Genomic DNA, 13287 nt, shown 5'->3' with positions numbered 1-13287 from the left:
CGGGCTCCCCGGCAAAAGGGGCTTGGCGTCGCACCAAAGGCGCATATGCCAAGCGAAACGACGGCATGTCGCAATTTTCCCGATTGTGCCGCTTGGCGCGGCGGATCATTTTGCCGTTTGTCGCATATCTCGACCATACCCGAACCGGGAGTTGGACCGCACATGAAACGCTATTCGGTTTTCGCCATCGCCCGCGAGGCGCTGCGCTACCATCAGGGGTGGGAAAAGGCTTGGGCCTCGCCTGCGCCGAAGTCCTCCTACGATGTCGTCATCGTGGGCGCGGGCGGCCACGGGCTCGCCACGGCCTATTACCTCGGCAAGAATTTCGGCATCACCAATGTCGCGATCATCGAGAAGGGCTGGCTGGGCGGTGGCAATACCGGGCGCAATACGACCATCATCCGGTCGAACTACCTGCAGGACCCTTCGGCGGCGATCTATGAAAAGGCGCGCAGCCTGTACGAGGATCTGAGTCAGGATCTGAACTACAACGTGATGTTCAGCCCGCGCGGGTTGCTGATGCTGGCGCAGACCCATCACGAGGTGCGCGGCTATCTGCGCACGGTGCATGCCAACAACCTACAAGGCGTCACCACCGAATGGATCGGGCCGGAAAAGGTCAAGGAACTGGTGCCGATCATGAATATTGACGGCCCGCGCTATCCGGTGCTGGGCGCGCTGTATCAGGCGCGCGGCGGCACGGCACGGCATGATGCGGTGGCCTGGGGCTATGCCCGCGCCTGTTCCGCCATGGGGATGGACATCATCCAGCAATGCGAAGTGACCGGCGTGCGCTCGGCCAATGGCGTTGTCACCGGGGTCGATACGACCAAGGGGTACATCGGCACCAAGAAGCTGGGCATCGTCGTCGCCGGTCATTCGGGCCAGGTGGCCGACATGGCGGGCTTCCGTCTGCCGGTCGAATCGCTGGCGCTGCAGGCGCTGGTGTCGGAACCGATCAAGCCCTGCATGGATGTGGTGGTGATGGCCAACACGGTGCACGGCTACATGTCGCAATCCGACAAGGGCGAGATGGTGATCGGTGGCGGCACCGACGGGTTCAACAACTTCACCCAGCGCGGCAGCTTCCAGCATATCGAGGAAACCCTGCGCGCGCTGATCGAAACCTTCCCGATGATCAGCCGCCTGAAGATGCTGCGCCAATGGGGTGGCATCGTGGACATGACTGGCGACCGCTCGCCCATCATCTCCAAAACCCCCTTGGGCAACTGCTTCATCAACTGCGGCTGGGGCACCGGCGGCTTCAAGGCGATCCCCGGCTCCGGCTGGGCCATGGCCGAACTGGTTGCCAAGGGCGAACCGGGGCCGCTGGCCGAAGAGTTCAACATGTACCGCTTCCGCGAAGGCCGCTTCATCGACGAATCGGTGGCAGCCGGGGTGGCGCACTGATGCCCCTCCTTCATCTTGGCAAAAATATCCCGGGGGTCCGGGGGCAGAGCCCCCGGCGCTTCCGCAAGCACGAGGCCCGGACATGCTGATCCTTGAATGCCCCTATTGCGGCGTGAAGGCCGAAGAAACCGAACTCGCCCCCGGTGGCGAGGCGCATCTGAAGCGTTTCGGGCCCGGTTCCCCGGATGAGGATTTCGAGGCCTACATGTTCGCCCGCAAGAACCCCAAGGGGGTTCATTTCGAACGCTGGCGCCATGCCTATGGCTGCGGCAAGTGGTTCCTTGCCGCGCGCTGCACCGCGACTCTGGAAGTGTTCGGCACCTATCCCGCGCAGACCACCGAGCCGCCCGCCGATATCGTCGCCAAGATCATGGCCAAACGGCCCGACTGGAAGGGTTACAAATGAGCACCCGTCTTGCAAAAGGTGGCCGCCTGATCGACCGGGCCGCGCCACAGGATTTCACCTTCAACGGCAAGCGCCTGCGCGGGTTCAAGGGCGATACGCTGGCGGCGGCGCTGCTGGCCAATGACCAGATGCTGGTGGGCCGCAGCTTCAAATACCACCGTCCGCGCGGCATCGTCGCCTCGGGCGCCGAGGAGCCGAACGCGTTGGTCAACATGGGCGAGGGCGGCCGGTTCGAGCCGAACCAGCGCACCACCACGACCGAGCTGTTCGACGGCCTGACCTGCACCTCGCAGAACCATTTTCCCAGCCTCGAATTCGACATCGGCGTGCTGAACAACTACGCCGCGCGCTTCCTGCCGGCGGGGTTCTACTACAAGACCTTCATCCATCCGCGCGCGGCGTGGAAACATGTGTTCGAGCCGATCATCCGCCAGTCGGCGGGCCTTGGCAAAGTGCCGAAGGACCGCGATGCCGACCGGTATGAACAGGCCTATGCCTTCTGCGATCTGCTGATCACGGGCGGTGGTATTGCCGGGCTTCAGGCAGCGCTGACCGCCGGCAAGGCGGGCAAGCGCGTCTGGCTGATGGAACAGACCGCGCATTGGGGTGGGCGTGCCCCGGTGGACGGGGTGGAGATTGACGGCACCCCGGCCGAGGCTTGGGTGAAGAACGCCGTTCAAGCCCTTGAAGCAATGGAAAACGTCACGATGCGCCTGCGCTGCATGGCGGCGGGGTCTTACGATCATGGTTATGTGCTGGCCGATGAAAAGGTCGCCGATCATACGCCGGGCGACGGGCGTCCGCGCCACCGTCTGTGGCGCATCCGTGCCGGGCAGATCATCGCGGCAACCGGCGCCATCGAACGCCCGCTGTCCTTTGCGGGCAACGATATTCCCGGCGTGATGCTGGCGGCGGCGATGCGCGACTATCTGGTGAACTGGGCCGTGGCGCCCGGTGACCGCACGGTGGTCGTGACCAATAATGACGACGCCTATCGCACCGCCATCGCGCTGAAAGAGGCGGGGCTGGAGGTTCCGGTGATCCTTGATGCCCGTGCCACCGTGACCGGCGATCTGCCGGCCAAGGCGCGCGCCCTGGGCATCCGGGTCGAGGCAGGCAAGGCCATTGCCAAGGTCAAGGGCGGCAAGCGCGTCACCTCGGTTGCGATCTGTGCGCAGGCCGGTCAGGGTGCCGTTCTGGAAGAAATCGCCTGTGATGCGGTTGCCATGTCGGGTGGCTGGTCGCCGGTGGTGCACCTGTGGAGCCATTGCGGTGGCAAGCTGAACTGGGATGCTGCGCAGGCGCATTTCGCCCCCGATCCGGCCCGCCCGCCGCTGAATCATGACGGTTCGGCACTGGTGGTCACCGCGGGTGCGGCCTCGGGCGTGTTGCTGGCAGGCGATGTGCTGGCCAATGCCACCGCTGCCGCAGGCGGCGATGTGGCCCCCGTGGCCTCTGGCCCGGTGGAGGCGGCGATGGAGCCGGTCTGGGTCATGCCGCAGGGTGCGACGATTGATCTGCGCATGAAGATGTGGCTGGATTACCAGAACGACGTGAAGGTCAGCGACGTGCAACTGGCCGCGCGTGAAGGCTATTCTTCGGTCGAACATACCAAGCGCTATACCACGCTGGGCATGGCCACCGATCAGGGTAAGCTGAGCAATATCAACGGCCTGGCGGTTCTGGCCGACAGCCTGTCTTCGCCGATCCCGCAGGTGGGCACTACCACTTTCCGCCCGCCCTATACGCCGGTCACCTTCGGGGCGCTGGCGGGCGAGGCGCGGGGCGACATCTTCCAGCCGCTGCGCCAGACGCCGATCCACGCGTGGCACGAAGCGCATAATGCCTATTTCGAGCCGGTTGGGCTGTGGCGCCGCCCCTATTGCTACCCGCGCCCCGGCGAGACGCATGAACAGGCGGTGCATCGCGAGGTGGTCAACACCCGCACCAATGTCGGTCTGCTCGATGCCTCCACCCTTGGCAAGATCATCGTCAAGGGGCCGGATGCGGGCAAGTTCCTCGACATGCTGTATACCAATGTCATGTCGAACCTCGGCATCGGCAAATGCCGTTACGGGCTGATGTGCAGTGAGCAGGGCTTCCTGTCGGATGACGGCGTGGTGGCGCGCATCGACGAGGACACCTGGCTGTGCCACACCACCTCGGGCGGGGCGGATCGCATCCATGCCTGGATGGAAGACTGGCTGCAATGCGAGTGGTGGGACTGGCAGGTTTACACCGCCAACGTGACCGAACAGTTCGCGCAGATCGCCGTGGTCGGCCCCAATGCCCGCAAGGTGCTGGAAAAGCTGGGCGGCATGGATGTCTCGAAAGAGGCGCTGCCGTTCATGCAATGGGCGGATGGCGAGATGGGCGGGTTCCGCGTGCGGGCCTATCGCATCTCGTTCTCGGGCGAGCTGTCCTATGAGATCGCGGTTCCGGCCAGCGAAGGCCGGGCGTTCTGGGATGCGCTGGTGACGGCGGGGGCCGAGTTTGGCATGATGCCCTACGGCACCGAAGGGCTGCACGTCCTGCGCGCCGAAAAGGGCTTCATCATGATCGGCGATGAAACCGATGGCACGGTGATCCCGCAAGACCTCAACCTCGGCTGGGCGATTTCGAAGAAGAAGGCGGATTATCTGGGCAAGCGCGGGCAGGAACGCCCGTTCCTCGCCAGCCCGGACCGCTGGAAACTGGTGGGGCTGGAAACGCTGGACGGATCGGTCATCCCCGATGGCTCCATCGCGCCGGCGCCGGGCACCAATGCCAATGGCCAACGCAACACGCAGGGCCGCGTGACCTCGACCTATTACTCGCCCACGCTGAAGCGCGGGATTGCGATGGGTCTGGTCAAGGGCGGGCTGAGCCGGGTGGGCGAGACGATCGAGATGACGCGGCTGGATGGCTCCACCCTGCAGGTGAAGATCGTCGATCCGGTGTTCTACGACAAGGAAGGGGAGAAGCAGAATGTCTAAAGTGGCAAGCGCCCTTGGCGGGGCCCGCTATGACGGTTTCGCCCATGTCCGCGAGATCGGCCCGCTGGGCATGATTTCGCTGCGTGCCAAGCCCGATGTTACGGGGCTGGCCGAGGCGGTGACGGCAGTGACCGGCTGCCCTCTGCCCGCACAGCGCCGGGTGGAACTGGCCGGCGGCAATGTCGCGGGCTGGATGAGCCCGGACGAATATCTGCTGATCGTGCCCTATGACGGCGTGAAGGCCGCGCTGGCCACGCTGGCCGAAAAGCTGGCAGGCCAGCACCATCTGGCGGTCGATGTGTCGGATGCGCGGGCGGTGTTCCGCATCGAGGGCGACAAGGCTGCAGAAGTGCTGATGAAGCTGGCACCCGTCGATCACGCCACGCTGGAACCGGGCGAGTTGCGCCGGTCGCGCGCGGCGCAGGTGGCTGCGGCGTTCTGGCAGCAGGATGGCGGCTATACGCTGGTCTGCTTCCGCTCTGTTGCGGGCTATGTGATGGGCTTGCTCCGCCATTCGGCCCAGTCGGGCGCCGAATTGTTCTGAAGCGGCGCACAGTGAATGGAAGAGGGGAGGGCCTGTGCCTTCCCTTTTTCTGTTGATCGGAGCCAATCCCGCCGGCCGCGTGGGGATACTTGGAATGATCGTTTGGTTGCAGCCCTTGCGACACCGCGCCTTGAAAAAGCGGTGCCGACATTGACAGGCCGGTTGCGATGCAGCTTCAGGGTTTATATTCTGCATCCTGTTCATCCAGGAGTATAAATTGTTTCAGATCAAATATCTGGTTGCCACTCTCACGCTGGCTGTTCTTGCAAGCCCCGTAGTGGCAGATGTGACCACCTATTCCTGCACCATCACCGCGCGCCAGCGCGGATCCTGGGTGCCACCCGGGTTCACGGTGGCCCATGATCCGGCCATGAAATCCGTTGTGGTACAGGATCCCGTGCTGGATAAATACAATGCCAAGCCCACGGGCGGTCGTCTTGTAACCGACAGTGCCCAGCGGATCTCTTTCCGCTGGGAGGCCAAGGGCCTGCGGAACCGTGCCAATCAGCGCACCGTGTCGATGCAATATTACATGAGCTACTTCAAGGCGACCGGCAAGGTCATGTTGACGGCCAAGCCCTTGGGTTACCCCAACAACTTTCGGGGCGACGGGGTGTGCAAGCTCAAGGGCTGACCTTGGCGGGGGCGGGGGGGTGACGGCAGAAGGCGACAGAACCTCTCGGAAATCTGCCTTCCGCCCCTTGACCTTGCGGGCTTCGGGTATCTTATTGGGCACCAAGGAATCCATCTCGAACAGGAGAGAGACCATGGCATTCACCCTTCCCGATCTGCCCTATGCCCACGACGCGCTGGCGTCGCTTGGCATGTCGAAAGAGACGCTGGAATATCACCACGACCTGCACCACAAGGCCTATGTCGATAACGGCAACAAGCTGATTGCCGGCACTGAATGGGAAGCAAAGTCGCTGGAAGATATCGTCAAGGGCACCTATGCGGCTGGTGCCGTGGCCCAGAACGGCATCTTCAACAACGCGTCACAGCACTGGAACCACAACCTGTTCTGGGAAGTGATGGGGCCGGGCGAAGACAAGAAGATGCCGGGCGTGCTGGAAGCGGCACTGGTCGAGGCGTTCGGTTCGGTCGCCAAGTTCAAGGAAGATTTTGCAGCCGCTGGCGCGGGCCAGTTCGGCTCGGGCTGGGCTTGGCTGGTGAAGGATGCGGACGGCGCGCTGAAGGTTACCAAAACCGAAAACGGCGTGAACCCGCTGTGCTTCGGGCAAACCGCGCTGCTGGGCTGCGACGTGTGGGAACATTCCTACTACATCGACTTCCGCAACAAGCGCCCGGCCTACCTGACCAACTTCCTTGAAAAGCTGGTGAACTGGGAAGCGGTCGCCGCCAAGCTCTGATCGTCGCCTTCTGGCGCAAAGGCCCGTTCGGGAAACCGGGCGGGCCTTTTGCATCTTGATTCGCTGGCTTTTGGGCCGGGCCGGGCGTAGCGTGACAGGGCAGGGCGCGTGGCTGAACCGAAATCGAGGAGGCGTGAATGGCGATGCTGACCAAAGGGCTGTGGGTGATTGTGGCCGACAGCGAAAAGGCGATGATCCTGAGCAATGAGGGCGATACGCGGCGCCCCGATCTGCGCGAGATTGACCATCTGACGGCACCGGCGGTTGTGATGAATTCTGATCGGCCCGGTCGGGTGCATGAGTCGATGGGCACGCGCCAGTCTGCGCTGGAGGTGCCGGATTTTGAACGTCTGAATGCTGAAAAGATGGTTGTGGATCTGCTGGCGCTTCTGGGCAAAAAGGCCGCTGCCGGTGCGTTTACCCACATGGTGATCGCCGCACCGCCGCAGGTTCTGGGCGCGATCCGCGACCGGATGCCGGATGCGCTGCGGGGCCGGGTGCTGGCAGAGCTGGACAAGACGCTGACCAAACATTCCATGGCCGGGATCGCCGAGATCGTGGCCGCCGCGCTGGAGGGCTGACAACCCTTTCCCCTGACCGGAGTTTGCGGCACAACGGGACGGCAAGGTGGGGGGATATGAAATGACCGAGGCGCGCAAAGGGGTATTGGCCATGGTTGTGGCCTGCCTGATCTGGGGCGCCTCGGGGCTCTATTACAAGCAACTGGCCCATGTGCCACCGCTGGAAGTGCTGAGCCATCGCACGCTGTGGTCGGCGGTGATCTTTGCCGTTCTGCTGGCCCTGCAGGGGCAGTTGCGCCAGTTGCGCGGCCTGCTGAGCGGCGTCACACTGCTGCGGGTGGCACTTGCGGCACTTATGATCTCGTCCAACTGGTTCCTGTTCATCTATTCGGTGCAGGCGGGCCATGCCGTCGAAGCGTCGATGGGCTATTATATCTTCCCGCTGGTGGCGGTGCTGCTGGGCGTCTTCGCGTTTGGCGAGCGGTTGAGCCGGGGGCAGGGGATGGCCGTACTGCTGGCGGCGCTGGCGGTGGCAGTGCTGACCTGGGGGCTGGGGGTGGCGCCTTGGATCGCGCTGGCCATTGCGGGCAGTTTCGGGCTGTATGGGCTGGTCAAAAAACGGTTGGGCGCCCCGCCGGTCGCCTCGGTCACGGCCGAGGTTCTGGTGCTGGCGCCGCTGGCCGTTCTGTGGCTGTGGCTGGTGGGCAGCGGCCGGGTGCTGGAGGGCGGGCGGCCTGGCGGGCATTTCCTTGATGATCCGGCCACGGCCGCGCTGCTGGTGTTTTCCGGCGTGCTGACGGCGGGGCCGCTGATGCTGTTCACCTATGCGGCGGCGCGGGTGCGGATGGCGACGCTGGGCCTGCTCCAATATATCAACCCCACCGGCCAGTTCCTTGTGGCGGTGCTGGTCTTTGCCGAGCCGTTCACCCGCTGGCACGCGGGGGCCTTCGGCCTGATCTGGGCGGGGCTTGCGCTGTACAGTGCCGAGGCGTTGCGTCAGGACAGGGCAGCGCGCAAGGCGATACGCAGCGCCGCAACATCAGGCAGCGCCCTCACCTGATCCAGCAGGGTTTCACCGGCAAACCCCTCGGCCACGATATGGCGGGCCAGCGCCACCAGCGGCTGCCAGTAACCTTCGGTATCCAGCAGGAAGATCGGTTTGCCGTGCAGGCCGATCTGCGCCCAGGTGACCACCTCGAAAAACTCGTCCAGCGTGCCCGCGCCGCCCGGCAGCACGACGATCGCGTCAGAGTTCATGAACATCACCTTCTTGCGTTCATGCATGTCTTCGGTGATCACCAGCTGCGTCAGATCGCGCTTGCCGATTTCCTTGCCCATCAGATGCGTGGGGATGACGCCCATGGTGGCGGCCCCGGCAGCGATGGCGGCGCGTGCCGTCTCCCCCATCAGTCCGACATCGCCCGCGCCATAGACCAGCCGCCAGCCTTCGGCGGCCAGCATGGCGCCGGTTTCGCGCGCTGCTTGCACATAGGCGGGGCGGATGCCCGGACGTGAGCCGCAGAAGACACAGACAGAGCGCAGAGTGGTCATCGCATGTCCTGAAAACAGTTGCCTTTCGCGGGTGTATCGGGGTTTCTGGGCGAAAGGAAGCCGGTGCGGCAAGACACGGCGAAAAGGGGAGCGTCCGGCGATGGCGAACAAGGGTGACGGTCAGGGGGGCGCGGGTCTGGGATCTGCTGCGCAAGTGGCGCTACTGGTCGCTGGGGTCGCTGCGCTGGCCGTGCTGCTGTGGTATGCACAACGCCCTGAGCCGGTGCCGGAGGCTGCACCCCCGGCGCCGCTGGCCGCGCCAGTTGCGGCGCCACCTGCCAGTTCTGCCGCCCCCGAAGTCGTGGCACCTGTAGCTCCGGCAGCCCCGGAGGCTGCCACCGCCCAGCCTGAACCGGCCCCGGTCAGCCCCCCCAGCTTTGACACCGTGCGTATCACCCCCGAGGGCGAGGCTCTGGTGGCGGGGCGGGCGGTTGCAGGGGGCTCCGTTTCTCTGCGTGTGGATGGCACCGAGGCAGCCCGTGTCACCGCGAACGGGCAGGGCGATTTCGTGGCGATGTTCTCGTTGTCCCCCTCCGATGCGCCGCGCACCCTGACGCTGGCGCTGATCCAGCCGGAGGGCCCGCTGCTGTCACCCGACTCTGTTGTGCTGGAGCCGATCAGCCCCGCCCTGGCCGAGGCTTCGGGTGCCGAAGGCAGCGTGCCGCCGCCTGCCGCCGAACCACCGACCGCGATCCTGCTGAGTGAAGCCGGTGCCAAGGTGCTGCAGGGGCCGGTAGCGGCCACCGAGGGTGGCGTCACCATTGCGGCAATCACCTATACCCCCGATGGCGCGGTGCAGCTTTCAGGCTTGGGGACTGCCGATGCAGTGGTGCGGCTTTACCTTGACAATGCGGTGGTGGGCGAAGCGCCTGTAAGCGCCACGGGGGCGTGGAGCACGGTGCTGCGCGATGTGGCACCGGGGCTATATACGTTGCGCGCCGATCAGGTTGATGCGGCGGGCAAGGTCGGCGCCCGGTTCGAGACGCCCTTCCAGCGGGAAACGCTTGAGGCGCTGGCTGCCGCGCTGAAGCCGCGTGCCGCGACTGGCACGCCGGTGCCGCGATCTGCGGCAGAACCTGCACCCGATGCGGTGGCCGCTGTGCCCCCGGCGGCACCTTCCGCAGAAGCACCCGCCACCGACACGCCTGTCGTGTCGGCAGCCTCGCCTGCATCTGCCGAACCGGCCCCGCCGGTAACGGTCACCGTGCAGCCCGGCTTTACACTCTGGCGCATTGCGCGCGAGACGTTTGGCGATGGCGTGATGTATGTGAAGGTGTTCGACGCCAACAAGGGCCAGATCCGTGACCCGGACCTCATCTATCCCGGTCAGGTTTTCGTGATTCCCGAACAATGATCGCGGGGGGCGGGATCGCCTTCTGTCACGCGGTGCAGGGCGTGCCGCGCACTGGCACCGCAGCAGGCCAGAACCTCGGGGTGATCCATGCAGCAATCGGCAAGCATGTAAGACATGACCCCGCCGATTCCGGCCAGATCGGCTGTATAGATCACGTTGCGTGATACCCGGCGCGAGCGGATCAGCCCGGCCTGTTCCAGCGCCGACAGATGGAAGGACAAGCGCGAGGCCGGCAGGCCCAGCCTGCGCCCGATATCGCCTGCGGCCAACCCCTCGTTCCCCTGTGTGATCAGCAGGCGCACCAGATCCAGTCGCGCCTCGTGAGCGAGGGCGGACAGGGCCGAGAGGACTTTACTTCGCTCCATGGTTCAACTACTCGTGAAACATTGAATTGATGCCTGTGTAACCCAGTCCCGCCCGGCAATCAACGCCGCAGGGCCAAGGAACCGACAATGCGCCGCATGACCTCTACCGCCACCTCCGCCGATGCGGGCACCCCTGCCACTTCGGGCTGGGTTACCATCCGCCGCGTGCTGCCCTATCTCTGGCCGAAGGGCGAGACTTGGGTGAAGCAGCGCGTCGTGCTTGCTCTGGCCATGCTGGTGATGGCCAAGATCGTGTCGGTTACGACCCCCTTCTTCTACAAGGCGGCGGTGGACCGGCTGGCGGGCGATGCGCCGTCGGGGGCCTTCCTGATGGGGCTGACGGCGGTGGCGCTGACGCTGGCCTATGGTCTGGCGCGGCTGGGGGCGGTGGCCTTTGGCGAGTTGCGGGATGCAATCTTCGTCAAGGTTGGTCAGCGCGCGCTGCGCAAGCTGGCGCTGGAAACCTTTACCCATATGCACCGCCTGTCGCTGCGCTATCATATCACCCGCAAGACCGGGGGCCTGAGCCGGATCATCGAGCGCGGGGTGAAGGGCGTCGATTTCCTGCTGCGCTTCATGCTGTTTTCCATCGGTCCGCTGATCCTTGAACTGACCATGGTCTCGATCATCTTTGCGGTGATGTTCGGCTGGCAATACATGGCGGTCGTGGTGATCACCATCGCGCTTTATGTGGCCTTCACCTTCAAGGTCACCGAATGGCGGGTGCAGATCCGCCGCAAGATGAACGATCAGGATACTGACGCCAACCAGAAGGCGATCGACAGCCTGCTGAACTTTGAAACCGTGCGCTATTTCGGCGCGGCCAACCGCGAGGCGGCCCGCTATGACCGCGCGATGGAAGGATATGAGCAGGCGGCGGTGAAAACCGGCCAGTCGCTGAGCTTTCTGAACGCGGGGCAGGCCTTCCTGATCACCACGGGGCTGGTGATCGTCATGGTCATGGCGGCGCAGGGCGTGCAGGCGGGACAGTTGACGGTGGGCGATTTCGTCATGGTCAACGCCTATATGATCCAGATCACCATGCCGCTGAACTTTCTGGGCACCGTCTACCGCGAAATCCGGCAGGCGCTGGTCGATATGGGGCAGATGTTCGGCCTGCTACTGCAACCTGCGGAAATCAATGACAAACCGGGGGCAGCCAAGCTGGCCGTCACGGGCGGGCATGTGCGGTTCGAGGATGTGCGTTTTGCCTATGACGCCGAACGCCCGATCCTGAAGGGCATCACGCTGGATGTGCCTGCAGGGCAGACCGTGGCGCTGGTCGGGCCATCGGGGTCGGGTAAATCCACGGTTGGTCGGCTGTTGTTCCGGTTCTACGATGTGACGGGCGGCGCAGTGACTATCGACGGACAGGACATCCGCGATGTGACGCAAGACAGCCTGCATGCGCAGATCGGCGTGGTGCCGCAGGATACCGTGCTGTTCAACGACACGATCTATTACAACATCGCTTACGGGCGCCCCGAAGCCAGCCGGGCCGAGGTGGAGGGGGCTGCGCGGGCCGCCAAGATCCACGATTTCATCCAGTCGTTGCCCGATGGCTATGACACCACCGTGGGCGAACGCGGGCTGAAACTGTCGGGTGGTGAAAAACAGCGGGTGGGCATCGCGCGCACCCTGCTGAAGAACCCGCCGATCCTGCTGCTGGACGAGGCGACTTCGGCGCTGGATACCCAGACGGAAAGCGATATTCAGGCGTCTTTGCGCGAAATGGGGCAGGGGCGCACGGTGATCACCATCGCGCACCGGCTGTCCACCATCGCCGATGCCGACCGGATCGTGGTGCTGGAAGCGGGTCGTGTGCTGGAGGAAGGTACCCATGAGGCGCTTTTGGCGCAGGGCGGGCGCTATGCTGCGATGTGGGCGCGTCAGGCCGAGGCGGATGCCGACGAATCCCATCCCTATGAACCGTCGCCGGAGCCGGTAGGTGAAAGCAAGGATGTCTCGTCGCTGCCCAAGGATGGGCGGTTCAATTGGGCCGTGAAAGTCTGATCTGACTGCGCCACCGCCGGTCTGTCGCATCGGGCCAGTCTTGCGCCGAAGGGGGGCGGGGCTTGGCAACCGTGGGGGCTTGCGTGTAAGACAGGGCCAAAGAATGGGAGAGACCCTTGAGCAACCCCGAAAGTTTCATCGACGAGGTCACCGAAGAGGTGCGCCGCGACAAGCTCTTCGCCATGTTCCGCAAATATGGCTGGATCGGGGTGCTGCTGGTGGCCGGGATCGTCGGCGGGGCCGCCTATAACGAGTGGTCCAAGGCACGCAGTGAAGCCGCCGCGCGCGACTTCGGCGATGCGCTGCTGACCGCGATCGAGGCGCCGACCCCCGAGTCCCGGCGCGAGGCGCTTGACAAGATCACGGTGCGTGGCGAGCAGGCGGCGCTGGTGCAGATGCTGCTGTCTTCGGACCCGCAGCAAGACCGGGCGGCGACGCTGGTCGCACTGGACAAGGTGATTGCCGATGCCAGCCTGCCGCAAATCTGGCACGACTTGGCGACGTTGCGCCGCGTGATTGTGGCCGGGGCCGAGATGCCGCTGGCGGATCGGCGCGCGGCACTGGAGCCGCTGGCCGCCGCTGGCCGCCCGTTCCGCACCATGGCCGCCGAACAACTGGCCTATCTGCTGGTCGAAGACGGCAAGACCGAAGCGGCGATTTCCGCCCTGCAGGCGCTGCTGGACGATCAGGATGCGCCGGGGGGCTTGCGCAGCCGCGCCGCGCAGATGATTGTCGCCCTTGGGGGCGAGCCGAAGCAGGGCTGACCCGCCCGACCGCA

At 64.7% G+C, this 13287-nt stretch carries 13 protein-coding genes; 11 read left to right on the top strand and 2 right to left on the bottom strand.

What is annotated here, in order from left to right; all coding sequences use genetic code 11:
* Positions 1–162 precede the first annotated feature (162 nt).
* The 8 genes from BMX43_RS05775 to rarD all read left to right on the top strand — a co-directional run bounded on the left by BMX43_RS05775 (position 163) and on the right by rarD (position 8286).
* The gene (locus BMX43_RS05775) at positions 163–1410 is read left to right on the top strand and encodes a sarcosine oxidase subunit beta family protein (RefSeq protein ID WP_091298354.1); all 1248 of its coding nucleotides are present in this window, start codon (positions 163–165) and stop codon (positions 1408–1410) included.
* Positions 1411–1492: 82 nt separating this feature from the next.
* A complete protein-coding gene (locus BMX43_RS05770) occupies positions 1493–1816 on the top strand; it encodes a sarcosine oxidase subunit delta (RefSeq protein ID WP_091298352.1) in 324 nt (107 codons plus the stop codon).
* Positions 1813–4791, top strand: a complete 2979-nt coding sequence (locus tag BMX43_RS05765; RefSeq protein ID WP_091298349.1) for a sarcosine oxidase subunit alpha family protein — start codon at positions 1813–1815, stop codon at positions 4789–4791. Before BMX43_RS05770 ends, BMX43_RS05765 begins: the two co-directional genes overlap by 4 nt.
* Positions 4784–5335, top strand: coding sequence for a sarcosine oxidase subunit gamma (locus BMX43_RS05760; protein WP_091298345.1), 552 nt, complete (start codon positions 4784–4786; stop codon positions 5333–5335). The genes BMX43_RS05765 and BMX43_RS05760 overlap by 8 nt, the downstream gene beginning before the upstream one ends.
* A gap of 217 nt (positions 5336–5552) precedes the next feature.
* Positions 5553–5969 carry a hypothetical protein gene (locus BMX43_RS05755; RefSeq protein ID WP_091298341.1) on the top strand — a complete coding sequence of 139 codons (417 nt, stop codon included), beginning with the start codon at positions 5553–5555 and terminating at the stop codon, positions 5967–5969.
* Between the two features lie 133 nt (positions 5970–6102).
* Complete coding sequence (locus BMX43_RS05750; RefSeq protein WP_091298337.1) at positions 6103–6705, top strand: superoxide dismutase; 603 nt, start codon at positions 6103–6105, stop codon at positions 6703–6705.
* Positions 6706–6842: 137 nt separating this feature from the next.
* The gene (locus tag BMX43_RS05745) at positions 6843–7286 is read left to right on the top strand and encodes a baeRF12 domain-containing protein (RefSeq protein WP_091298333.1); all 444 of its coding nucleotides are present in this window, start codon (positions 6843–6845) and stop codon (positions 7284–7286) included.
* 61 nt (positions 7287–7347) lie between these two features.
* Complete coding sequence (gene rarD, locus BMX43_RS05740) at positions 7348–8286, top strand: EamA family transporter RarD (RefSeq protein ID WP_091298329.1); 939 nt, start codon at positions 7348–7350, stop codon at positions 8284–8286.
* Here the strand turns inward: rarD and BMX43_RS05735 are convergent.
* On the bottom strand, positions 8223–8777 hold the full coding sequence (locus BMX43_RS05735; RefSeq protein ID WP_091298326.1) for an LOG family protein: 555 nt from the start codon (positions 8775–8777) through the stop codon (positions 8223–8225). The two genes, rarD and BMX43_RS05735, sit on opposite strands and share 64 nt — an antisense overlap.
* Positions 8778–8877: 100 nt before the next feature.
* Between BMX43_RS05735 and BMX43_RS05730 the strand changes: the two genes are divergently transcribed.
* Positions 8878–10131 carry a LysM peptidoglycan-binding domain-containing protein gene (locus tag BMX43_RS05730; protein ID WP_245749383.1) on the top strand — a complete coding sequence of 418 codons (1254 nt, stop codon included), beginning with the start codon at positions 8878–8880 and terminating at the stop codon, positions 10129–10131.
* On the opposite strand, the gene BMX43_RS05725 is transcribed toward BMX43_RS05730, so the two are convergent.
* A complete protein-coding gene (locus BMX43_RS05725; RefSeq protein WP_091298320.1) occupies positions 10104–10496 on the bottom strand; it encodes an ArsR/SmtB family transcription factor in 393 nt (130 codons plus the stop codon). The two genes, BMX43_RS05730 and BMX43_RS05725, sit on opposite strands and share 28 nt — an antisense overlap.
* A gap of 87 nt (positions 10497–10583) precedes the next feature.
* Between BMX43_RS05725 and BMX43_RS05720 the strand changes: the two genes are divergently transcribed.
* Together BMX43_RS05720 and BMX43_RS05715 are read left to right on the top strand one after the other, a co-directional pair.
* Positions 10584–12509 carry an ABCB family ABC transporter ATP-binding protein/permease gene (locus BMX43_RS05720; RefSeq protein ID WP_091298317.1) on the top strand — a complete coding sequence of 642 codons (1926 nt, stop codon included), beginning with the start codon at positions 10584–10586 and terminating at the stop codon, positions 12507–12509.
* Between the two features lie 116 nt (positions 12510–12625).
* The gene (locus tag BMX43_RS05715; protein WP_091298313.1) at positions 12626–13273 is read left to right on the top strand and encodes a hypothetical protein; all 648 of its coding nucleotides are present in this window, start codon (positions 12626–12628) and stop codon (positions 13271–13273) included.
* Positions 13274–13287: the final 14 nt, after the last annotated feature.

The organism is Gemmobacter aquatilis, from assembly GCF_900110025.1.
In the GTDB taxonomy this organism is placed as follows: Bacteria; Pseudomonadota; Alphaproteobacteria; order Rhodobacterales; family Rhodobacteraceae; genus Gemmobacter; species Gemmobacter aquatilis.
The sequence above is the reverse complement of the archived record's forward strand: the minus strand, read 5'-3'. Positions and strand labels throughout refer to the sequence as shown.

Bases quoted from the DNA above. Each gene is read 5' to 3' on its own strand.
- BMX43_RS05730 (WP_245749383.1), top strand. From the start codon at position 8,878: ATGGCGAACAAGGGTGACGGTCAGGGGGGCGCGGGTCTGGGATCTGCT.
- BMX43_RS05745 (WP_091298333.1), top strand. From the start codon at position 6,843: ATGGCGATGCTGACCAAAGGGCTGTGGGTGATTGTGGCCGACAGCGAA.
- BMX43_RS05770 (WP_091298352.1), top strand. From the start codon at position 1,493: ATGCTGATCCTTGAATGCCCCTATTGCGGCGTGAAGGCCGAAGAAACC.
- rarD (WP_091298329.1), top strand. From the start codon at position 7,348: ATGACCGAGGCGCGCAAAGGGGTATTGGCCATGGTTGTGGCCTGCCTG.
- BMX43_RS05725 (WP_091298320.1), bottom strand. From the start codon at position 10,496: ATGGAGCGAAGTAAAGTCCTCTCGGCCCTGTCCGCCCTCGCTCACGAG.
- BMX43_RS05720 (WP_091298317.1), top strand. From the start codon at position 10,584: ATGCGCCGCATGACCTCTACCGCCACCTCCGCCGATGCGGGCACCCCT.
- BMX43_RS05750 (WP_091298337.1), top strand. From the start codon at position 6,103: ATGGCATTCACCCTTCCCGATCTGCCCTATGCCCACGACGCGCTGGCG.
- BMX43_RS05765 (WP_091298349.1), top strand. From the start codon at position 1,813: ATGAGCACCCGTCTTGCAAAAGGTGGCCGCCTGATCGACCGGGCCGCG.
- BMX43_RS05775 (WP_091298354.1), top strand. From the start codon at position 163: ATGAAACGCTATTCGGTTTTCGCCATCGCCCGCGAGGCGCTGCGCTAC.
- BMX43_RS05735 (WP_091298326.1), bottom strand. From the start codon at position 8,777: ATGACCACTCTGCGCTCTGTCTGTGTCTTCTGCGGCTCACGTCCGGGC.
- BMX43_RS05760 (WP_091298345.1), top strand. From the start codon at position 4,784: ATGTCTAAAGTGGCAAGCGCCCTTGGCGGGGCCCGCTATGACGGTTTC.